This window comes from Streptomyces sp. HP-A2021 (genome assembly GCF_022807935.1).
GTDB lineage: Bacteria > Actinomycetota > Actinomycetes > Streptomycetales > Streptomycetaceae > Streptomyces > Streptomyces afghaniensis.
This window is the reverse complement of sequence record NZ_CP094344.1, coordinates 2,286,245-2,307,066: the sequence shown is the minus strand read 5'-3', so window position 1 is coordinate 2,307,066 and position 20,822 is coordinate 2,286,245. Positions and strand designations below refer to the sequence as shown.

Genomic DNA, 20,822 nt, shown 5'->3' with positions numbered 1-20,822 from the left:
TCACTTCACCAGCAGACCGCGGCTGCGCAGCACCCACCGCTCCAGCGGGCTGAAGATCAGCAGGTCGATGGCGATGCCGACGATGAGGATGAGCAGGATGGCTTCGAAGACCATGGCCATGTCGCTGGCGTTGCGGCCGTTTTCCAGGAGTTGTCCGAGGCCGACGCCGAGGTCGGGGAAGGAGGCGATGATCTCGGCGGCCATCAGGGAGCGCCAGGAGAACGCCCAGCCCTGCTTCAGGCCCGCCACGTAGCCGGGCAGGGCGGCCGGGAGGACGATGTGCCAGGTGCCCTTCAGGCCGGTCGCGCCGAGGGTGCGGCCCGCGCGCAGGAACAGCGGGGGCACCTGGTCGACGCCGGAGACCAGGCCGTTGGCGATGGACGGCACGGCGCCGAGCAGGATGACGGCGTACATCATGGAGTTGTTCAGGCCCAGCCAGATGACGGCCGGGGGGACCCAGGCGACCGAGGGCAGGGACTGCAGGCCGGACAGGATGGGGCCGATGGCCGCGCGGATGAACTTCACTCGGGCCACCAGCAGGCCGAGCGGGGTGCCGATGACCAGGGCGAAGCAGAAGCCGAGCAGACCGCGCGAGACGCTGGTCCAGATGTAGCCGAGCAGTTCGCCCTGGAGCCAGGCCTGGTGGACGACGTCCCACACCGCCGAGGGGGCGGGCAGCTTGGTCGGGTCGTCGACGACCTTGAAGGAGACCAGGGCCTGCCAGACCGCCAGCACCAGCGCGACGGCGAGGACGGGCGGCAGGATCTTCTCGGTGAGGGTCTGCCGGAACGGCTTGCGGCTGGTCTGCCGCGTCTCCAGCGCGTCGAGACCCGCCTCCAGACCGGCGAGATCGTTGCCGTCCTTGTCGACGGTCGTCGTCGTGTCAGTGCTGGCCATGACGGCGGATCTCCCCACGCAGTTCTTCGGTGATCTCGACGGACAGCTCCGCCACGGCGGTGTCCTCGATGCGGCGCGGCTGCTCGATGTCCACCGTCCACTCGCGGGCGATGCGGCCCGGACGGGAGGACAGCAGCACCACGCGCTGGGCGAGGCGGACGGCCTCGCGCACGTTGTGCGTGACGAACAGGACGGACACCTGCGTCTCGCGCCAGATACGGGTCAGCTCGTCGTGCAGCACGTCCCGCGTGATGGCGTCCAGGGCGGCGAACGGCTCGTCCATCAGCAGGAGCTTGCTCTCCTGGGCCAGGGCGCGGGCCAGCGCCACGCGCTGGCGCATACCGCCCGACAGCTCGTGCACCCGCTTGCCGTACGCGCCCTTGAGCCGGACGAGTTCCAGCAGCCGCTCCGCCCGCTCGCGGCGCTCCGCCTTCGGCACACCGCTGAGCTTCAGGGCGAGTTCGATGTTCTTGCCGGCGGTCAGCCACGGGAACAGGGCGTGTTCCTGGAACATCAGGGCCGGGCGGCCGTCCGTGCTGATCTCGCCGGCGGAGGGCCGGTCCAGGCCCGCCACCAGGTTGAGCAGGGTGGACTTGCCGCAGCCCGAGGCCCCCAGGAGGGTGACGAACTCGCCGGGCGCGACATCGAGGGTGATGTCGTCCAGGACGAGCTGCTGCCCGGCGGGGCCCGCGAACGACTTCGAGACGTGCTCGATCCGGGCGGCGTGGGTGGCCGCCTCCGTGCCGTCGGCGGCCTTGGCGAGGGTCGTGGCCATGGTCGTCACCTCCTGGGACTCTTCGGGAACCGGGCTTACTTCGCGCCGAGACCGGCGTCGTCGACCGTGGGCTCACCCTCGGCCTTGAGGACCTTGTTCAGCGGCGCGAGGTCGTAGATGCCCTTCAGGTCGGGCTTCTGCAGGAGCCCGGCCTTCACGGCGTGCTCGGCCTCGGTGTTGAGGGTGGAAGCCAGCGGGTCGTCGGTGAACCGGATCGACTTCCACGCCGGGTCCAGCACATCAGCGGGCAGCGCCTTGCCGGAGTCCGCCTCCAGCTGCTCGTTCGCCGCCGCCTTCGCCGCGTCCGGGTTGGCGTTGATCCACTTGTTGGTCTCGACCGAACCCTTCAGCACGGCCTCGACGACCTTCGGGTACTTCTTGAGGAACTCCTGCCGCACGATGATGTTCGTGATCACGAACTTCTTGTCCGGCCACAGCGACGCCTCGTCGAGGAGGACCTTGCCGCCCTCGGCGACCAGCTTCGACGCGGTCGGCTCCGGCACCCACGCACCGTCCACCGAGCCGGACTTGTAGGCGTCGGGGGTGACCTTGTTGTCACTGCGCACGACCGTGACGTCGCCCTTGCCGCTCTGCGGGTCGATCTTCCAGCCCTGGTCGGCGGCCCAGTTGAGGAACGCCACGTCCTGGGTGTTGCCGAGCTGCGGGGTCGCGATCCGCTTGCCCTTGACGTCCTTCAGGGACTTGATCTTGTCCGGGTTCACGACCAGCTTGACACCGCCGGACGCCGAACCGCCGATGATCCGCAGGTTCTTGCCCTGGGACTTGACGTAGCCGTTGATGGCCGGGGAGGGGCCGATCCAGCCGATGTCGATGGACCCGGAGTTGAGGGCCTCGATCTCGGAGGGCCCCGCGTTGAAGAGCGCGGGCTCGGCCCTGGTGGCGCCGAGCGCCTTCTGGAAGAAGCCCTTCTGCATGCCCACCAGCGCGGTTCCGTGGGTGAGGTTGCCGAAGTAGCCGATCTTGACGGTGTCGAGACCCTCGATCTTCTTGGCCCCGGCGGCGACCTTGGCGGTGCCGTCGTCCTTGGCCTGGGAGCCGTAGCCGCAGGCGGCCAGCGTGAGCAGGGGCAGTGCGGCCAGTACCGCGAAGGATCGGCGCAGAGCGGATGATGCAGGCACGGGAGGGTTTCCTCTCGGAGGCCCGGCGGTCACGGTCTCTCAGGTCGTGGCCGGGAGGTCGGCAGGTTTTCGTCTACGGCGGTGGGGGGTGAGGGCGCGCAAGCGGTGCGCGTACGTCAGCACACACATCGCGCCACTCCGCCCTGCCCGCTGCCGAGAGCACCGCTGCCGACGCGGCCGCCCTCCTTCGCGAACATCGAGTAGAAGTCGGGGGAGTTCATGTCAGAAGTCCCACCCGTCGTCCTCGGACTCGTCCTTGACCGGCTCCGGGGAGGCGAAGGACTCGCCGACCATGCCCGCGGTCAGCGTGGTGCCGTCGTTCGGGTCGATCAGGATGAACGAGCCGGTGCGGCGCGAGTCGGAGTAGGAGTCGACCGGCAGCGGCTCGGCCGTACGGATCTTCACCCGGCCGATGTCGTTGGCGACGAGCTGTCCCGGGTGCGGGTGCAGGGACAGGTCGTCGAGCGTGAGGCGGGAGGGGATGTCCTTGACGATCGCCTTGACCGTGCGGGTGCCGTGCTTGAGCAGCACCCGGTGGCCGACGGTCAGCGGGGCGTCCGCGACATGGCAGACGGTCGCCTCGATGTCCTGGGTGGTCGGCGGCGCGTCCTTGCTGGGCACGATCAGGTCGCCGCGCGAGATGTCGATGTCGTCCTCCAGCAGGAGGGTCACCGACTGGGTGGTCCAGGCGACGTCGACCGGCTCACCGAGCAGGTCGATACCGGAGATCTTCGTGGAGCGGCCCGACGGCAGCACGGTGACCTGCTCGCCGACGTGGAAGGAACCGGCCGCGATCTGACCGGCGTAACCCCGGTAGTCCGGGTGGTCCGCACTCTGCGGCCGGATCACGTACTGCACGGGCAGCCGCGCGTGGCAGTGACTCAGGTCGTGCGCGACCGGCACCGTCTCCAGGTGCTCCAGCACCGTCGGGCCGCCGTACCAGTCCATGTTCGCGGACGCGTCCACCACGTTGTCGCCGACGAGGGCGGAGATCGGGATCGCGGTGACCTCGGGGACACCCAGCTCCGTCGCGTACGCCGTGAACTCCTCGGCGATGGCGGCGAACACCTTCTCCTCGTAGCCCACCAGGTCCATCTTGTTGACGGCGAGGACCACGTGCGGCACGCGCAGCAGGGCGGCGATGGCCGCGTGCCGGCGGGTCTGCTCGACGACGCCGTTGCGGGCGTCGACCAGGATCACCGTCAGCTCGGCGGTGGAAGCGCCGGTGACCATGTTGCGGGTGTACTGCACATGGCCCGGGGTGTCGGCGAGGATGAACCGGCGCCGGGGCGTGGCGAAGTAGCGGTACGCCACGTCGATCGTGATGCCCTGCTCCCGCTCCGCGCGCAGACCGTCGGTCAGCAGCGCGAGGTCCGGGGCCTCCTGGCCACGGCTCGCGGAGACGCGCTCGACGGCCTCCAGCTGGTCGGTCAGGACCGACTTGGAGTCGTGCAGGAGTCGCCCGACGAGGGTGGACTTGCCGTCGTCGACGGAGCCGGCGGTGGCGAACCGCAGCAGGGTGGTCTCCGAGAGTTCCTCGGTGGTGATGGTGCTCATCTCTAGAAGTACCCCTCGCGCTTGCGGTCTTCCATCGCGGCCTCGGACATCTTGTCGTCGGCGCGGGTGGCGCCGCGTTCGGTGAGCCGGGAGGCGGCGATCTCCAGGATCACCTTCTCGATGGTGTCGGCGTCGGAGTCGACCGCGCCGGTGCAGGACATGTCACCCACGGTCCGGTAGCGCACCAGGCGCTTCTCGACGGTCTCGCCGTCCTTCGGCCCGCCCCACTCGCCGGCGGTCAGCCACATGCCGCTGCGGGAGAACACCTCGCGCTCGTGCGCGTAGTAGATCTGCGGCAGCTCGATGCCCTCGCGGGCGATGTACTGCCACACGTCCAGCTCGGTCCAGTTGGACAGCGGGAACACGCGGACGTGCTCGCCCGGGGCGTGCCGGCCGTTGTAGAGGTTCCACAGCTCCGGGCGCTGCCGGCGCGGGTCCCACTGGGAGAACTCGTCGCGCAGGGAGAACACCCGCTCCTTGGCCCGGGCCTTCTCCTCATCACGGCGCCCGCCGCCGAAGACGGCGTCGAACTTCTCCGCCTGGATCTTCTCCGTCAGCGGCAGCGTCTGCAGCGGGTTGCGGGTGCCGTCCGGGCGCTCCTTGAGCACACCGCGGTCGATGTAGTCCTGCACGGAAGCGACGTGCAGCCGCAGCCCGTGCTTCTCTACCGTGCGGTCGCGGTAGTCGAGGACCTCGGGGAAGTTGTGCCCGGTGTCCACGTGCAGCAGCGAGAACGGCACCGACGCCGGCCGGAAGGCCTTCAGCGCCAGATGCAGCATGACGATGGAGTCCTTGCCGCCGGAGAAGAGGATCACCGGCCGCTCGAACTCGCCCGCCACCTCGCGGAAGATGTGCACGGCCTCGGACTCGAGGGCGTCGAGGTGCGACAGCGCGTACGGGCTGTCGGTCTCCTCGGAAACGGTGGCGACGGTCGTCATGCCAGTCCCCTTTCGGTCAGCAGGGCGAACACGGAAGCCGCGGACTCCTGCACGGTCTGGTTCTGCGACTCGATGCGCAGGTCGGGCGACTCGGGTGCCTCGTACGGGTCGTCGACCCCGGTGAGCCCCTTGAGCTCGCCCGCGGCCTGCTTGGCGTACAGGCCCTTCACGTCCCGCTCGCTGCACACCTCCACCGGAGTCGCCACGTGGATCTCCACGTACGCGGTGCCGTTCGTCTGGTGCCGCTTGCGCACCGCGTCGCGGCTGTCCTGGTACGGCGCGATGACCGGGACGAGGGCGAGCACGCCGTTGCGGGCGAGCAGTTCGGCGACGAAGCCGATGCGCTGCACGTTGGTGTGCCGGTCCTCGCGGCTGAAGCCGAGGCCCGCCGAGATGAACTCGCGGATCTCGTCGCCGTCGAGCACCTCGACGCGGTGGCCCTCGGCGCGGAGCCGGCCGGCCAGCTCGTAGGCGATGGTGGTCTTGCCGGCACTCGGCAGACCCGTGAGCCAGACGGTGGCTCCGGTCGTCACGTCGGTCTCCTGAATCGTCTGAGTCATCTGAGGAGTCTGAGTCTGAGGCGCGGTCATCCGTGCAGCCCGCACTCGGTCTTGCTGCGGCCCGCCCAGCGGCCGGCGCGCGCGTCCTCGCCCTGAAGGACCCGGCGGGTGCAGGGGGCGCAGCCGACGGAGGCGTAGCCGTCCATCAGCAGCGGGTTCGTCAGGACGCCGTGCTCGGTGACGTAGGCGTCCACGTCGTCCTGGGTCCAGCGGGCGATCGGGGAGATCTTGACCTTCTGGCGCTTGTCGTCCCAGCCGACCACCGGGGTGTTCGCCCGGGTCGGGGACTCGTCGCGGCGCAGACCGGTCGCCCAGGCCTGATAGTCCTTAAGGCCTCGCTCCAGAGGCTCCACCTTGCGCATGGCGCAGCACAGATCGGGGTTGCGGTCGTGCAGCTTCGGGCCGAACTCCGCGTCCTGCTCGGCGACCGTCCGGCGCGGCGTGAGCGTGATGACGTTGACGTCCATCACGGCGTCGACCGCGTCGCGGGTGCCGATGGTCTCCTCGAAGTGGTAGCCGGTGTCGAGGAAGACGACGTCGACGCCCGGCATCGCCCGGGAGGCCAGGTGGGCGACGACCGCGTCCTCCATGGAGGAGGTCACGCAGAAGCGCTTGCCGAACGTCTCGGCCGCCCACTGGAGGATCTCCAGCGCGGAGGCGTCCTCCAGGTCGCGGCCCGCCTGCTCGGCGAGGGCCTTGAGCTCCTCTGCCGTGCGCTGTTCCTGAACCGTGGTCATATCTTCGCCCCTCCGGTGTCGGATCGCTTCAGCCCCTGGGCCAGCAGCCCGAGGAACTTCAGCTGAAAGGCTCGGTTGCACGCCGCGCATTCCCACGCGCCGTGTCCGTCCTCGTGCGGACGCAGGTCCTCGTCACCGCAGTAGGGGCAGTAGAAGGGGGCCGCTCGTTCGCTCACGACAGGGCCTCCTCGCTGGCCCGGGCCGCCCAGGTGGCGAACCGCTCGCCGTCCTCGCGCTCCGCCTGGAACCGCTTCAGGACGCGCTCGACGTAGTCGGGCAGTTCGTCGGAGGTGACCTTCAGGCCGCGCACCTTGCGGCCGAAGCCCGCCTCCAGGCCGAGCGCGCCGCCCAGGTGCACCTGGTAGCCCTCGACCTGCTCGCCCTTGTCGTTGACGACCAGCTGGCCCTTGAGACCGATGTCCGCCACCTGGATACGGGCGCAGGCGTTCGGGCAGCCGTTGAGGTTGATGGTGATCGGCTCGTCGAAGTCCGGCATACGGCGCTCCAGCTCGTCGATGAGCTGCGAGCCGCGCTGCTTGGTCTCGACGATGGCCAGCTTGCAGAACTCGATGCCGGTGCAGGCCATGGTGCCGCGCCGGAACGAGGACGGCCGGGCGGTCAGGTCGAGCGCCTCCAGGCCCTCGACGAGCGACTCGACCTTGTCCTCCTCGACATCGAGGACGATCATCTTCTGCTCGACGGTGGTGCGCACCCGGCCGGAGCCGTGGGCCTCCGCGAGGTCGGCGATCTTCGTGAGCGTCGCACCGTCGACGCGTCCCACGCGCGGGGCGAAGCCGACGTAGAAGCGGCCGTCCTTCTGCCGGTGTACGCCGATGTGGTCGCGCCACTGCTGGACCGGCTGCTCGGGAGCGGGGCCGTCGACCAGCTTGCGGCCCAGGTACTCGTCCTCCAGGACCTGGCGGAACTTCTCCGCGCCCCAGTCCGCGACGAGGAACTTCAGGCGGGCCCGGGTGCGCAGCCGCCGGTAACCGTAGTCACGGAAGATCGAGATGACGCCCTCGTAGACGTCCGGGACCTCGTCGCTGGGAACCCAGGCGCCCAGCCGCACGCCCAGCTTGGGGTTGGTGGACAGGCCGCCGCCGACCCACACGTCGAAGCCCGGGCCGTGCTCGGGGTGCACGACGCCGACGAACGCGACGTCGTTGATCTCGTGCACGACGTCCAGCACCGGCGAGCCCGAGATCGCGGTCTTGAACTTTCGCGGCAGGTTCGAGTACGCCTTGTTGTTCAGCACCCGGCGCTTCATCTCCTCCAGCGCCGGAGTGCCGTCGATGATCTCGTCCTCGGCGATGCCCGCCACCGGGGAGCCGATCATCACACGCGGGGTGTCGCCGCAGGCGGTGACCGTGGACAGGCCGACGCCCTCCAGCCGGTTCCAGATCTCGGGCACGTCCTCGATCCGGATCCAGTGGTACTGCACGTTCTGCCGGTCGGTGATGTCGGCGGTGCCGCGCGCGAACTCCTGCGAGATCTCGCCGATGACCCTCAGCTGCCGGGTGGTCAGCGCCCCGCCGTCGATGCGGACGCGCAGCATGAAGTACTCGTCGTCCAGCTCCTCCGGCTCCAGGACCGCCGTCTTGCCGCCGTCGATCCCGGGACGGCGCTGGGTGTACAGACCCCACCAGCGCATCCGGCCGCGCAGATCGTTCGGGTCGATCGAGTCGAAGCCCCGCTTGGAGTAGATCGTCTCAATGCGTGTCCGCACATTGAGACCGTCGTCGTCCTTCTTGAACTGCTCGTTGCCGTTGAGCGGGGTGTGGTGCCCCGCGGCCCACTGACCCTCACCGCGGTGACGGCTCACCTTGCGGCGGGGAGTCGCGGCGGCAGGGTTCTGCGGGGTGGCGGCCATGGTTGATACGTCCTTCGGGACAGGCGGGAAAGCGGCTCTGACCTGCGCGTGCGGGCGCATGGGCATAGGGCGCGTCATTGCGCGGGAATGCGACGAAAAAGGGGGATGTCGGGCGCTGCGTGAGTGCTCTCAGCGCGCCGGACAGATGGCGCTGGACATGCGGCCGAGGTCGACGTGGCGTCGACTCACCAAGGCAATCCCAGTTCCAGGCATGACGGAAGCGTGTCACGGCGATCTGGACACAGTCCAGCTTCGTCCAAGATTCGGACACTCGTGTCTCGCTATCCAAGACATGAGTGTCCTTGGTCACATCGGGCCGCCCCGGGGTGTCCGACCAGGTCAGACGGGGAACGCCCCAGGCCACGGTCCCGGAGTGGTGACGTCCGGTTCCTCCTCGACCTTGGTGTCGAACAGCTTGAAGCCGCGGCGCTGGTAGTTGTCCATCGCGTGCTCGCCGTCCTTGCTGCAGGTGTGCAGCCAGACCCGCTTCGTCGGCGTCAGTCCCGCCCAGCGGTCCGCGAGGTCCCACGCACGGGCCGTGCCGTACGACAGCAGGTGCCCGCCGATGCGCCGGCCGCGGAAAGCGGGGAGCAGCCCGAAGTAGACGATCTCCACGACCGCGTCGTCCTGCGCCTCCAGCTCCACATAGCCCGCGGGCGTGCCCCGGTCGTACGCCACCCACGTCTCCACGCCGGGCCGCTGAAGGTGCTCGAGCCACCGCGCGTACGACCAGCTCAGCCGGTCCGTCCAGAGGATGTCGCCGCCGACCGAGGCGTACAGGTACCGGCTGAACTCGGGCGAGGGCACCTCGGAGCGGACGACCCGGACGTCCCCGTCCGGCGCGGCGGCCGGCAGCAGGTCGGTCGGGGCGGTCTGCTCCAGGGACCAGGTGGTCACGGCGATGGTGGTCATGCGGGCCAGAAAATCATCTGACCCACTGGTCTGTCGATCGTGGCCTACCGGTCCGCCGATCGGCCCAGGGACCGGTCCACCGACGCCAGCGGCAGCGCGAACAGCATCCGCCCCGACTGGGACCAGACCTCACCGGTCTCCTCCCAGTAGGACAGGGAACCCGACCGGCCGCTCCAGCAGTGGCGCGTCTCGTCCGTCGCGCACTCCGTCGCCCGGGCGCCCTTCGTGTCCTGGCGCCACAGCGTCCCGTGCCCGCCGGACGTGCCCGCCGCGCGGTCGAGGTACCAGCCCGAGCGGTACGACAGCACGCCCCGCACGTCGGCCGTCTTCGTCTCGTACGCCTCGACCGGGTCCGCATGTCCCGAGGAGTCCGTGGCGAGCAGGCCGGACCGGGCCGGGTCCCGGCTCAACGCGTAGCGCCACAACCGGGTGCGCCGGTCACCGTCCGCGGGCACCCACTCGCTCGCCACCAGGCTGTCGGGGGTGGTGCTGCGGTCGAGGGAGACGGCGGCCGGGTGCGGCACGTCGTCCCCGTCGGGCAGGGCGTACGAGGCGACCGCGGGCAGCACGTACCGGTAGCCGGACGCCGACCAGCCGCCCCGCACCCGGCCGACCGCGTCGGAGTCGACCGTGGCGCGCTGGATGCGGTCCATGTCGTACACGTACAGCGCGTCCCGGTCGCCCTCGCGGGTCGTCACCAGCAGCTTGTCCTGATACCAGACCATGCCCGACAGGGGGGAGACCAGCCCCCGGTAGTCCCGCCCGCCGTCCACCGGGACGGCCAGCAGCGCCCAGGTGTAGCGGAGCCGGTCGGGGTCGTTCGCGTCGACGAAGGCGACCTTGGCCAAGCCCTGCTCGGGGGCCGGGCCGTCCAGGGAGCCGCCCGCGGTGGCGCCGCGGGTCCAGCCGGAGAGGATCACACGGTTGTGGCCCCAGCGGCCGTCGTCGTCCGCGTCGCCCGAGGTGGTGACCGCGCCGGGCTGCCAGCCCCGGGTGTCGGCGCCGTCGAAGCAGTACGCGCGCGTGGCCGCCGGCTCGACCGGCAGGGTGTGCTTCTCGGCGGCCGGGCAGCCGTCCGCGTTCCGCAGCGTGCGGTCGGCGCTGTCCAGCACCGTGCCGGCACCGACGGGCCGGCCCATCAGAGAGGTGAGCCGGTCGAGCCACCGCCCGGGCACCCGGTGCTCGGCCAGCGGCAGCCGCCCCGCCTCGGCGGACGCACCGATCGGCTTCAGAGCCCCGGGCGCGTCGGCGACCGTGGCCTGCGAGGCGCTGATCAGAGTGGCGGCGGCGGTGAGTGCGAGTGCCGTCCCGGCCAGGACCCCACGCAGCGCCCTGCCCCGCCTGCGCCGCCGGTGTCTGCCACGATGCTTCATAACGTCCTCCCGAGGCGGGCCAACTGCGCCTTGTGGTCCGTACGTTGACGGAGGAGCAGGTGGGGTGGCCCGTAGAGGATGCTACGGCAGGTGGGCGGGGCGGGGGGCGAAGACCTTGCAAATATGCGCAAGATGCACCCCTGGGGCGGCCGGACGGCACGTCCCGTGAACCTCAGGGGGCCGGTGCGGAGCCGCGCAGCCTCCCCACCGCCGGTGCCGTCGAGTGCGGCAGCAGGTCGTTCGGGTCGTCCGGGAGGAGCACCTCGACCTCGGCGTCCTCGGCGAAGCGGTACGGCCGGTGTTCCAGGAACGCGCCGAGGTAGCGCCGTATCCGCGACATCTCGGCGCGTACCGTCACCGTGCGGGCCGGGTCGCCGAACACGTCGCCGGCCAGATCCGAGGCGCTGCGGCCGGTGCGGTGGACGGCGAGGAGATACAGCAACTCGACATGCCGGGGACTCAGTTCGCGCGTCCAGGAGCCCGCGCCGCCGCGGACCGCCACCGTCCAGCCGCGGGCCTGTCTCAGGTCCAGCACGATCCTGGCCGCCCCACGCACCGCCGGCTCGTCGGCGGCCGACCGCAGCAGCCAGCCCCCGGCCAGCGGCTCCACCGAGCACAGCCCGAGCGCCGGCACCCACCTCGGGCCCGGCGACAGGGACTTGGGCACGGCCACGCGCCGCGTGTACGGCATCCCGCTGACCGCGGCGGTCCAGCCGTCCCGGTCGACGACCAGGGCACGCCCGTCGAGCCGGGCCAGCACCGGCGCCGCGACCGCGCGCAGCCGCTCCAGCGACTCCAGGTGCCGCTCCCGCAGCCGGGCCTCGGCGAGTTTCGCCACCGAGTCGACCCAGGCGAGCGTGGCCGGATGCATCGTCTCCAGCGGACCGCTCACGTCCACCACGCCGAGCAGCCGGCCGTCCCGCGGATCCGTCAGCGGAGCGCCGGCACAGGTCCAGACGGCCTGGGAGCGCACGAAGTGCTCGGAGGCGAAGACCTGTACGGGCCGGCGCACCACCGCCGGGGTGCCCAGACCGTTCGTGCCGACGATGTCCTCACGCCAGTCCGCGCCGAGTTCGAAGCCGAGCCCGTCGGCCTTGCGCAGCACCGGCGCGCTGCCCTCGCGCCACAGCACCCGGCCCTCCTCGTCGGCGACCACCATGATGTGGTGCGCGACGTCCGCGAACCCCAGCAGCCCCTCCCGCAGCACCGGCAGCACATGGCGCAGCACCGACGTCTCGCGCCGCCGCTGCACCTCCTCGCGGGACAGCAGATCCGCCCGGAAGTCGTGGTCCGGATCGACACCGCTGCGCAGCATCCGCTCCCAGGACTGCTCGATCACCCGGCGCGGCGGCACGGGCGCGGGCTGCCCGGACAGCCGGGCGGAACGGACCTCGCTGAGCACCCGGGCCGCACGCGTGGTGTCCCCGGCGGCGAGCTGCGTGACGTCCATAGGCGTGGGCCCCCCCCGAGTCGCTTCTGACTGTCCGTCTCATAGTGCCGTCTGCCCCCCAGGGGCGCGCACAGTCAGCAGCAAGTTGCAACCCCTTGCAACCCTGGTGGACAGCCCGGCCGTGTCCGAAACTTGAGCGGCGCCGTCCCGAGCGGCGTTCAGTGGCTCGAACGGGCCAGTGCGGCGGGGGTGGTGCCGTGTCGGCGCAGCACCACCTCCGCTTCGGCTGCCCGGATCAGGCCACCGGCCGGGCCCGCTCCACCACCGACGCCAGATCGAGCGTGTGCGGCAGCGTCCCGAACGCCGCGCCCCCGTCGCCGCCCAGCCGCGCCGCGCAGAACGCGTCGGCGACCTGCGGTGGCGCGAAACGGACCAGCAGCGACCCCTGGAGCACCAGCGCCAGCCGCTCCGCCAGCCGCCGCGCCCTGCCCTCCACCCCCTCCAGATCGGCGAGTTCGGTCAGCAGGTTCTTGATCGCCCCGTCGAGCCGGTGGTCGGCGCCGCGCGCCTGCCCGACCTCCCGCAGATACGCGTCGAGCGCCCCCGGCTCCCGCTGCAACGCCCGCAGCACGTCGAGGGCCTGGACGTTGCCCGCACCCTCCCAGATCGAGTTGAGCGGCGACTCGCGCACCAGCCGGGGCAGCCCGGACTCCTCGACGTAGCCGTTGCCGCCCAGGCACTCGGCCGCCTCCACCGCCACCGGCGGGCACCGCTTGGTCACCCAGTACTTGGCCGCCGGCACCGCGATCCGCAGCAGCGCCCGCTCCTGCTCGCCGCCGTCGTCGTAGGCCGCCGCGAGCCGCAGCGCCAGCGTCGTCGCCGCCTCCGACTCCAGGGCGAGGTCGGCGAGGACGTTGCGCATCAGCGGCTTGTCGGCGAGCTTCCCGCCGAACGCCTCCCGGTACGTGCAGTGGTGCACCGCCTGCGCCACGGCCTGCCGCATCAGCCCCGCCGAGCCCAGCACACAGTCGAGCCGGGTCGCCGCCACCATCTCGATGATGGTGCGCACCCCGCGCCCCTCCTCGCCGACCCGGCGCGCCCAGGTCCCGTCGAACTCGACCTCTGCCGAGGCGTTCGACCGGTTGCCGAGCTTGTCCTTGAGCCGCTGGAGCAGGAACACGTTGCGCGTGCCGTCCGCCAGCACCCGCGGCACCAGGAAGCAGGTGAGCCCGCCCGGCGCCTGCGCCAGCACCAGGAAACCGTCGGACATCGGCGCCGAGCAGAACCACTTGTGCCCGGTCAGTTCGTACGTCCCGTCCTCCGCGAGCGGCCGCGCGGACGTCGTGTTGGCCCGTACGTCGCTGCCGCCCTGCTTCTCCGTCATGCCCATCCCGAACAGCGCCCCGGCCTTGAGGCGCGCGGGCCTGAGCTCACGGTCGTAGACCATGGACGTCAGCCGCGGCTCCCACTCGGCGGCCAGGTCCGGGTCGGTGCGCAGGGCGGGCACCGCCGCGTGCGTCATCGACAGCGGGCAGCCGTTGCCGGCCTCGACCTGCGTCCACACCAGGAAGGCGGCGGCCCGCCGCAGATGCCCGGCCGGCCGGTCCCAGGCCGCGGTCAGGCCGGCCGAGACGCCCTTGCCGAGCAGCCGGTGCCAGGACGGGTGGAACTCGACCTCGTCGATCCGCCGGCCGTACCGGTCGTGGGTGCGCAGCCGGGGCGGGTTCTCGTTGGCCTGCGCCCCCCACTCCTGCACCTGGGCCGAGCCGGCGGACCGCCCGAGCGCCGAGAGCTCGCCGAGCACCTCGTCGCGCAGGCCGGGATCGAGATGCCGTTCGACCGCCGCCGTGAGAGCCCGGTCGGCCGAGAAGACGTCGTACCCGACCAGCGGCGGGACCTGGTTGTTCACGGAGTGGGTGCTGCCAGCCATGCTGCGAAAGTACCCCGGGGCGGCACCTTGGTCACCCAGCGGCGGGGGCCGGGTGCCGCAGACCAGCCTGTGGGTGAGTACGGTCAGGCGCGGCGGATACCGTTAGGGGGTGCAGCCAGCAAGTGAAACCCCCGACACACCCTCCGGGCGCCTCCACCGGGCTCGTGCTCTCTACCGGAACGTCTCCAAGCGCAGGACCGCCTGGCTGTTGCTCAAGGACACCGTCAACTCCTGCATCGAGTACCGCATCCTGGGCCTGGCGGCGGAGGCCGCGTTCTTCACGCTGCTGTCGGTGCCGCCGCTGCTGCTGAGCATGATCGGACTGCTCGGCTACGTCGACGCCTGGACCGGCGCCGACACCATCGAGAGCCTCCAGGCCAACCTTCTGGAGGCCGCCCGCACGGTGCTGTCCGACCGGGGCGTGCGGCAGATCGCCGAGCCGATCCTGCACGACGTGATGAAGGGCGGCCGGCCCGACGTCATCTCCATCGGCTTCCTGTTCGCCCTGTGGTCCGGCTCCCGCGCCGTGAACGTCTTCATAGACACCATCACCGTCATGTACGGCCTCGACGGTGTCCGGGGCATCGTGAAGACCCGCCTGATGGCCTTCGCGCTGTTCATCGTCGCCCTGCTGATCGGCTCGATCGCGCTGCCGCTGATGGTGGCCGGGCCGGACGCGGTCGTACGGATCGTGCCGTGGTCGACCACGGTCGTACAGGTCCTCTACTGGCCGGTCGTCATCCTCCTGTCGATCGCCTTCCTGACCACGCTCTACCACGTGTCCGTCCCCGTCCGCTCCCCGTGGATCGAGGACGTGCCCGGCGCGCTCGTCGCCCTCGGCATGTGGGTCCTCGGCAGCTTCCTGCTGCGGATCTACCTGACCAGCACGGTCGAGGGCCCGACGATCTACGGCTCCCTGGCCGCGCCCGTCGCCGTGCTGCTGTGGATCGGTGTGTCCGCGTTCGCCGTGCTCGTCGGCGCCGCGGTCAACGCCGCCATCGACCGGGTCTGGCCGGCCGCCGCGACGGCCGCGGCCCGCGAGGCCAACGAACGCCTGCGGCAGGCGCAGGTCGCCGAGTACGTCGCCCGCGCCGCCGCCGCGGGCGAGTCCGACCCCGACATGCCCTCCGAGTTCCCCGAACGCTGGTCCCGCTTCCTCCCTCCGGAGGACGTCACGGCCCGCCTGCGGACACACGTGAAGAGCACCCACACCCACACGAAGGGCCCCGGCCACGCGAACGGGGAGCCACCACCGCCCGCCGACAAGTAACGGGCCTGCGTATCGAGCCGCCGGGGCCGCAACGGGCACGCGGTCCGGCGGGCCCGCCGGGACTGCGGCCGTGCCGCATCGCCGCCGGGGCGGGTCCGGGCGTGGCCTGCTCGTGATGCGCGCTGCCTGCCCTGCGGGCGGTTGGCCGTCGTCACGCCTTCCGGGGTCCGGTCTGCCGGCGGCCGGCGCTGGGTGTCGGCGGGCGACGTGCCGTCACTCACCCCTGGCCCGGCGGGTCGCCGTCGGCGTGCCTTCGAGGCACCGTGTGCTCGTCGGCAGGCGACGCACCGTCACTCGTCTCCAGGGCCCGGCCCGGCGGCGGCCCGTCGTCACGTCTGCCACGTTCCCGCCGCCGTCTCCTCCCGTACGAAGTCCGCGAAGTCCCTGGGCGCGCGGCCCAGGACCTCCCGTACGCCGTCCGAGACGTGTGCGTTGCGGCCGTCGAGGAGGGTGTCGAAGATTCCGGTCAGGGCCGTGACCTCCTGCGGCGGGATGCCGAAGCCGAGCAGGATCTCGCCGTACTCGTGTGTCGACACCGCCCGGTAGGTGAGTGGGCGGCCCGTCGACTGGGCGATTTCCGCGACCGCCTCGCCGAAGGTGAGCAGGCGCGGCCCGGAGAGGGTGACCGTCCGGGCCACGTACCGGTCGCCGGACGTCAGCGCGGTCACCGTCACGTCCGCGATGTCCCGCACGTCGAGGAACGGCTCCCGCACCTCGTCGGCCGGGAACACCAGCTCCCCCCGCTCCCGCAGCTCCGCCACCAGCGGCCCTTCGCTGAAGTTCTGCGCGAACCACGCGGCCCGCAGGACCGTCCAGTCCGCCCCCGACGCGTTCAGCGCCTCCTCGGTGGGCAGGGCCTGGTCCTCGCCGCGCCCGGACAGCAGCACCAGCCGCCGCACCCCGAGCCCGACCGCTTCCCGCGCGAGGTCCCCGACCGCCTCGGCGGCGCCCGGCGCGCCGACGTCCGAGGGGTATACGAGGTAGGCCGCATCGGCGCCGCGCAGGGCGTCCGCCCACGTCGAGCGGTCCCACCAGTCGAAACCGGTCGCCCGCGACGCCGCCCGTACCGTGAGCCCGGCCGCCTTCGCCGCCCGTGCCACCCGGCTGCCCGTACGGCCCGAGGCGCCCGTCACCACAACCGTCATGTCCTTCGAGTTCCGTGTCGTGTTCGTCATGCCGTCGAGTCAACTGCCGTACACCGCACGGAACCATCGCTGAACGGCTCATTCCCATACGGCCGCGTCTACGCTGACCCCATGGACGCACTCTCAGGGTTGCTGGAGGGCCCGCGCGCCAGGGGCGCGTTCATGATCAGGGCGTGCTTCGACCCGCCGTGGGCGGTACGCGTGGAGGACCGGGCGCCGCTCACCGTGATGCTCGTCGTGCGCGGCGAGGCCTGGGTCCTGCCCGACCGGGGCGAGCGGACCCTGCTGCGGGCCGGGGACCTCGCCGTCGCCCGCGGCCCGGACCCCTACACCTGCGGGGACGCCCCCGGCACGGCACCGCAGGCGCTGATCCTGCCCGGCCAGGAGTGCCGCTACCCGGACGGACGCCCCCTCCACGGCTCCATGGACCTGGGCGTACGCACCTGGGGCGACCGGCTCGACGGGTCCACGGTGATGCTGATCGGCACGTACCCGATGCAGGGCGAGATCAACGGCCGGCTGCTGGACGCGCTGCCGCCGCTGCTCGCCCTCACGTCCGACGTGTGGGACTGCCCGCTCACGCCGTACGTCGCCGAGGAGATCGTGCGGGACGAGCCCGGCCAGGAGGTGGTCCTGGACCGGCTGCTGGACCTGCTGGTCATCGCCGCGCTGCGCGCGTGGTTCGCCCGCCCCGAGGCGGAGGCCCCCGCCTGGTACCGGGCCCTCGCCGACCCGGTCGTCGGCGGCGTCCTGCGCCTGCTCCAGGACAACCCCGCCCACCCGTGGACCGTGGCCGCGCTCGCCGCCAAGGCCGGGGTGTCCCGCGCCGCACTCGCCCGCCGCTTCACCGCCCTGGTCGGCGAGCCCCCGATGGCGTACCTCACCGGCTGGCGCCTCGCCCTCGCCGCCGACCGTCTGCGCGACTCCGAGGACACGCTCGACGCGGTGGCCCGCCGGGTGGGGTACGGCAGCGCGTTCGCCTTGTCGACGGCGTTCAAGCGGGTGTACGGGGTGAGCCCGGTGGAGTACCGGGGGCGGGGGGCGTAGCGGCCGGGAGCCACGGTGCCCTGGCCGGACGCCCTGGTCAGCGGCGGTGGGGCACCCCGGCCCGGGACGCTCGCGGCAGCCTCGCGGCCGGCGGCGTAGCCTGGCTCACGTGTACGTGGAGCGGGCGTCACGACTGGCGGGAGCGGTCGTGTGGAGCAATGCCCCGGAGCGGGACGGGGCAGCGCGTGTGCTGCCCGACGGGTGCATGGACCTGCTGTGGCACGAGGGGCGGCTGCTGGTCGCCGGGCCCGACACGCACGCGTACGTCACGGACGGCGAGACCGGCGCCTGGGCCGGCGTCCGCTTCTACCCGGGCACGGCCCCGGCCCTGCTCGGCGTACCGGCGCACGAGCTGCGCGACCGCCGCGTCGAGCTCACGGATCTGTGGCCGGCCCCGGAGGTACGGCGACTGGCGGCACGGGTGAACGCCGCCCCCGACCCGGCGAGCGGACTGGAGGACCTCGCCCTGCGGCAGGCGGCCGGTGCCGATCCGCCGGATCCGCTGCTGCGGCAGGTCGTGGCCGCCCTCGGCGCGGGCCGGCCCGTCGCCGCGACCGCCGACGAACTCGGCCTCGGGGCACGCCAGTTGCACCGCCGTTCGCTGACCGCGTTCGGCTACGGACCCAAGACCCTGGCCCGGATCCTGCGGTTGCGCCGCGCCCTCGCGCTGGCCCGGCGCGGTGTGCCCTTCGCGGACACGGCCGCCCGGGCCGGCTACGCCGACCAGGCCCATCTCGCCCGGGACGTCAGAGAGTTGACCGGCCTGCCGCTGGGGGAGCTACTCGCCCGACCCGGTTAGCGGAGCGAACAGGTCCACCCCGTTGCCGTCCGGGTCGAGCACGACGGCGTACCGCTGACCCCAGAAGGCGTCCCAGGGCTTCAGCTCACCCCGGCACCCGGCGCTCACCAACTCCGCGTACAGCGCGTCCACTTCCTCCGGCCCGTCACACCGAAGGGCCAGCGAGGTCCGGCCGCCGTCGGTCGGCGGCCGCCACTCGGGCAGGAAGGAGCGGACCGTCTCCTCGGTGTCGAGCATCAGCCGCAGTCCGCCGGGCAGCCCGGCCTCGGAGTGCGGCTGGTTCTCGGCGCCCTCCGGGAAGGCGAACCCGAGCCGGCGGTAGAAGGCGACGGAGGCGGCCATGTCGGAGACGACCAGGCCGATGGCATCGAATCGTGCAGTCATGGGCCCACCGTAGGCAGGCCCGCGACGCTGGGTCTTGAAGGAATCGGACACCGGTCGCGCGGTGTCCGATACGTTCAAGACGGCCCCCGGGCAGGCCCGTAACGTCGCCGCCATGACGACCACGACACGGCATTCCAGGCACCTCGGCATCTCCATCGACCGACCCGCCCAGGAGGTCTACGATTACGTCTCGGACCCCGCCAACGTCCCCGGCTGGGCCCCCGGACTGGCCCGTTCCCTCGAGCTGGTGGACGGCCGGTGGGTGGGGGAGTCGCCCATGGGGCGGGTCGTGGTGGACTTCACGCCCAGGAACGACTTCGGCGTGCTCGACCACGACGTCACTCTGCCCTCGGGGGAGACCGTCCACAACCCGATGCGGGTGCTCACCGACGGCCCCGGCTGCGAGGTGGTCTTCACCCTGCGCCGCCGGCCCTGGATGAGCGACGAGGACTTCCACCGCGACGCGGAGGCGGTGACCGCCGACCTCACCGCCCTCAAGCGGCTGATGGAACGCGCCTAGGTGGTGCTGATCGCACAGGTTGGTGACGCGGCTGGCTGGGGTGTGGCCGCCGATGCCGGTCGAGCAGGGTGCGGTGGAAGCGTTCGACCTTGTCGTTGGTCCGGGGCCGCCAGGGTCGGGTCCAGCGGGGGCTGATGCCCAGGTCGTGGCAGGCCGCGCCAGGTGTTCTTGGTGTAGGCCCAGGCGTTGTCGGTCAGGTGGTGGCGCGGGTGAGGAAGCCTGCGCAGGTCGGGGCGGTCTCGTCGGGCAGGTCTTCGGTGTAGGCCAGGCGGGGGGGCGTCCAGGGCGGTGTGCAGGCAGGAGCTTTCCGCTACCGCCGTGGCCCGAGGTCCGGGACCAGCCCCCGGGCCACTGGTAGCCGTGGACGAGGCACACCTGACGGGCGTCAGTGGCGGCCCTGACGGCCTCCCGGTCGAAGGAGAGCCCGAGGCGCCTCGCGTGGTTCGTGATCGTGCCGACGGACCACTCCAACTGAGGGGCGATCTCATTGCGGCTGACGCCGTCAGCGTGGAGACGGAGCCGCTCCTCGTCCTCGGCGGAGAAGGTTCGGGCCACGGCCGGCTCACCCCCTCACGCGCGTGTGGTGACGGGTGACCGGCCAGTCAGCGAGAACGGCTGACGGTGCCCCGGTTGCCCTGACAACATCAGCGCCATGCAGATTGTTCAGGTCCTGTTGGCCGCCGTGAGCGCCATGGGTGTTTCCGGCATCTCGTCCTGGCTCGTCGACCGTTCGATCAAGAAAGAGGTCGACCAGCTCGATATGGAGCCGGAGACGGACCCTTCGAGCGGAGACTCGCGTACGCGGACGCTCGAAAAGGACTTCACGAAGATGCTGCGCAAGTACTACGCACATGGACTCTCGCAGGCGCGCATCAACCAAGTGACGAGTGTCAGCTTCTCGGTTCTCGGCGGCCTTGTACTGCTGGGAGGCGTTGGCCTTGCCATCTGGAAGGCAGAGACGACTGGTGAGTTCTACGCCGCGATCGTCACCAGCCTGGCGGGTCTGGTGATGTCCGTGGTTGCGACACTCTTTCATCGCCGTGCCGACAAAGCGCTTGAGCATCTGACGGACCAGACCAGGAATCTCAGGGCGGATATGGCGATGGAGCGTGATGCTCGGCAGGCCGTTGCGCTCCTTGACGACGTCCAGAACCCAGCCCTGAAATCCCAGCTGCAGGCTGCGCTGATTCTGAAGTTCGCCCAGGCACAGATCCCTGTCCTGAACGGTGTCAGCCTGAATGGCGCGACGACGGCTAACGGATCGGAAGCGACTGTTCCGACGTCACTGAACTAGGGGCTGCTAGGGCCTGAGGGCCTGCTGTTCCAGGGAGCGGTTCAGCTCCGCGAGGCGGGAAGCCCAGGCCCAATACCTGCTATTGCAGGGGTCCACCTCTACGTCCTCGGCGAAGTGGTCTTGAAGTTCCTGGCTCGGTCGGATGACCTCGTTGCCCGCTGCCTCGGCCAGGCCCAGCAGATGCGTCCGCTCGGCCTCATGAGCGGTCTTCCGCTGCTGCCAGATCACGGCTGCCGTGGAGACCCCCCGCACCGACCACGGCACCCGCGAGACCTATCAGCCCCG

The 20,822-nt window shown here is 71.4% G+C and carries 22 protein-coding genes and 1 pseudogene; 5 read left to right on the top strand and 18 right to left on the bottom strand.

Translation table 11 applies throughout. The features are described 5' to 3' along the window. The 14 genes from MQE23_RS10595 to MQE23_RS10530 all read right to left on the bottom strand — a co-directional run bounded on the left by MQE23_RS10595 (position 1) and on the right by MQE23_RS10530 (position 14,078). Positions 1 to 897: an ABC transporter permease gene (locus tag MQE23_RS10595; RefSeq protein ID WP_243378983.1), complete on the bottom strand. Its 897-nt coding sequence runs from the start codon at positions 895 to 897 to the stop codon at positions 1 to 3. Continuing rightward, positions 884 to 1,672, bottom strand: a complete 789-nt coding sequence (locus MQE23_RS10590; RefSeq protein ID WP_037674564.1) for an ABC transporter ATP-binding protein — start codon at positions 1,670 to 1,672, stop codon at positions 884 to 886. Before MQE23_RS10590 ends, MQE23_RS10595 begins: the two co-directional genes overlap by 14 nt. 35 nt (positions 1,673 to 1,707) lie before the next feature. Beyond that, entirely contained in the window at positions 1,708 to 2,811 is a 1,104-nt protein-coding gene (locus MQE23_RS10585; RefSeq protein ID WP_020277775.1) for an ABC transporter substrate-binding protein, read from the bottom strand. Positions 2,812 to 3,033: 222 nt separating this feature from the next. After that, positions 3,034 to 4,368, bottom strand: a complete 1,335-nt coding sequence (locus MQE23_RS10575) for a GTP-binding protein (RefSeq protein WP_020277777.1) — start codon at positions 4,366 to 4,368, stop codon at positions 3,034 to 3,036. A gap of 2 nt (positions 4,369 to 4,370) precedes the next feature. After that, the gene (gene cysD / locus MQE23_RS10570) at positions 4,371 to 5,306 is read right to left on the bottom strand and encodes a sulfate adenylyltransferase subunit CysD (protein WP_020277778.1); all 936 of its coding nucleotides are present in this window, start codon (positions 5,304 to 5,306) and stop codon (positions 4,371 to 4,373) included. Continuing rightward, on the bottom strand, positions 5,303 to 5,866 hold the full coding sequence (gene cysC / locus MQE23_RS10565; protein ID WP_020277779.1) for an adenylyl-sulfate kinase: 564 nt from the start codon (positions 5,864 to 5,866) through the stop codon (positions 5,303 to 5,305). Before cysC ends, cysD begins: the two co-directional genes overlap by 4 nt. A gap of 26 nt (positions 5,867 to 5,892) precedes the next feature. Continuing rightward, positions 5,893 to 6,603, bottom strand: a complete 711-nt coding sequence (locus MQE23_RS10560; protein WP_020277780.1) for a phosphoadenylyl-sulfate reductase — start codon at positions 6,601 to 6,603, stop codon at positions 5,893 to 5,895. Next, on the bottom strand, positions 6,600 to 6,779 hold the full coding sequence (locus MQE23_RS10555) for a hypothetical protein (RefSeq protein WP_020277781.1): 180 nt from the start codon (positions 6,777 to 6,779) through the stop codon (positions 6,600 to 6,602). Before MQE23_RS10555 ends, MQE23_RS10560 begins: the two co-directional genes overlap by 4 nt. Beyond that, entirely contained in the window at positions 6,776 to 8,473 is a 1,698-nt protein-coding gene (locus MQE23_RS10550; RefSeq protein WP_020277782.1) for a nitrite/sulfite reductase, read from the bottom strand. The genes MQE23_RS10555 and MQE23_RS10550 overlap by 4 nt, the downstream gene beginning before the upstream one ends. A gap of 129 nt (positions 8,474 to 8,602) precedes the next feature. Beyond that, positions 8,603 to 8,686: a putative leader peptide gene (locus MQE23_RS43640; protein WP_310887545.1), complete on the bottom strand. Its 84-nt coding sequence runs from the start codon at positions 8,684 to 8,686 to the stop codon at positions 8,603 to 8,605. A 126-nt stretch (positions 8,687 to 8,812) separates the two neighbouring features. Then, positions 8,813 to 9,385: a GNAT family N-acetyltransferase gene (locus MQE23_RS10545; protein ID WP_020277783.1), complete on the bottom strand. Its 573-nt coding sequence runs from the start codon at positions 9,383 to 9,385 to the stop codon at positions 8,813 to 8,815. 44 nt (positions 9,386 to 9,429) lie between these two features. Then, complete coding sequence (locus tag MQE23_RS10540) at positions 9,430 to 10,758, bottom strand: hypothetical protein (protein ID WP_243378982.1); 1,329 nt, start codon at positions 10,756 to 10,758, stop codon at positions 9,430 to 9,432. A gap of 172 nt (positions 10,759 to 10,930) precedes the next feature. Continuing rightward, entirely contained in the window at positions 10,931 to 12,208 is a 1,278-nt protein-coding gene (locus MQE23_RS10535; RefSeq protein ID WP_243378980.1) for a helix-turn-helix domain-containing protein, read from the bottom strand. 235 nt (positions 12,209 to 12,443) lie between these two features. Beyond that, on the bottom strand, positions 12,444 to 14,078 hold the full coding sequence (locus MQE23_RS10530; RefSeq protein WP_243378979.1) for an acyl-CoA dehydrogenase family protein: 1,635 nt from the start codon (positions 14,076 to 14,078) through the stop codon (positions 12,444 to 12,446). Positions 14,079 to 14,187: 109 nt separating this feature from the next. Here MQE23_RS10530 and MQE23_RS10525 point away from each other — a divergent pair, with 109 nt between their 5' ends. Beyond that, positions 14,188 to 15,348: a YihY/virulence factor BrkB family protein gene (locus MQE23_RS10525; RefSeq protein WP_020274389.1), complete on the top strand. Its 1,161-nt coding sequence runs from the start codon at positions 14,188 to 14,190 to the stop codon at positions 15,346 to 15,348. A gap of 329 nt (positions 15,349 to 15,677) precedes the next feature. Here the strand turns inward: MQE23_RS10525 and MQE23_RS10520 are convergent, their stop codons facing one another. Continuing rightward, positions 15,678 to 16,523: an NmrA family transcriptional regulator gene (locus tag MQE23_RS10520; RefSeq protein WP_243378978.1), complete on the bottom strand. Its 846-nt coding sequence runs from the start codon at positions 16,521 to 16,523 to the stop codon at positions 15,678 to 15,680. Between the two features lie 81 nt (positions 16,524 to 16,604). On the opposite strand from MQE23_RS10520, the gene MQE23_RS10515 reads away from it, so the two are divergent. Beyond that, positions 16,605 to 17,540 (top strand): AraC family transcriptional regulator, encoded by a 936-nt coding sequence (locus MQE23_RS10515; RefSeq protein ID WP_243378976.1) that lies wholly within the window; start codon positions 16,605 to 16,607, stop codon positions 17,538 to 17,540. Between the two features lie 109 nt (positions 17,541 to 17,649). Then, on the top strand, positions 17,650 to 18,339 hold the full coding sequence (locus MQE23_RS10510) for a helix-turn-helix domain-containing protein (protein WP_243378975.1): 690 nt from the start codon (positions 17,650 to 17,652) through the stop codon (positions 18,337 to 18,339). Here MQE23_RS10510 and MQE23_RS10505 read toward each other — a convergent pair. Further along, positions 18,319 to 18,723 carry a VOC family protein gene (locus MQE23_RS10505; RefSeq protein WP_020274394.1) on the bottom strand — a complete coding sequence of 135 codons (405 nt, stop codon included), beginning with the start codon at positions 18,721 to 18,723 and terminating at the stop codon, positions 18,319 to 18,321. The two genes, MQE23_RS10510 and MQE23_RS10505, sit on opposite strands and share 21 nt — an antisense overlap. Before the next feature lie 112 nt (positions 18,724 to 18,835). Here MQE23_RS10505 and MQE23_RS10500 point away from each other — a divergent pair, with 112 nt between their 5' ends. Then, positions 18,836 to 19,243 carry an SRPBCC family protein gene (locus MQE23_RS10500; RefSeq protein WP_037670798.1) on the top strand — a complete coding sequence of 136 codons (408 nt, stop codon included), beginning with the start codon at positions 18,836 to 18,838 and terminating at the stop codon, positions 19,241 to 19,243. Positions 19,244 to 19,246: 3 nt separating this feature from the next. Here MQE23_RS10500 and MQE23_RS10495 read toward each other — a convergent pair. Continuing rightward, a pseudogene (locus tag MQE23_RS10495) lies at positions 19,247 to 19,545 on the bottom strand (IS481 family transposase); the annotation flags it as partial. Positions 19,546 to 19,895: 350 nt separating this feature from the next. Here MQE23_RS10495 and MQE23_RS10490 point away from each other — a divergent pair. After that, entirely contained in the window at positions 19,896 to 20,537 is a 642-nt protein-coding gene (locus tag MQE23_RS10490) for a hypothetical protein (RefSeq protein ID WP_243378974.1), read from the top strand. A gap of 6 nt (positions 20,538 to 20,543) precedes the next feature. Here the strand turns inward: MQE23_RS10490 and MQE23_RS10485 are convergent, their stop codons facing one another. After that, positions 20,544 to 20,789, bottom strand: a complete 246-nt coding sequence (locus MQE23_RS10485; protein WP_243378972.1) for a hypothetical protein — start codon at positions 20,787 to 20,789, stop codon at positions 20,544 to 20,546. Positions 20,790 to 20,822: the final 33 nt, after the last annotated feature.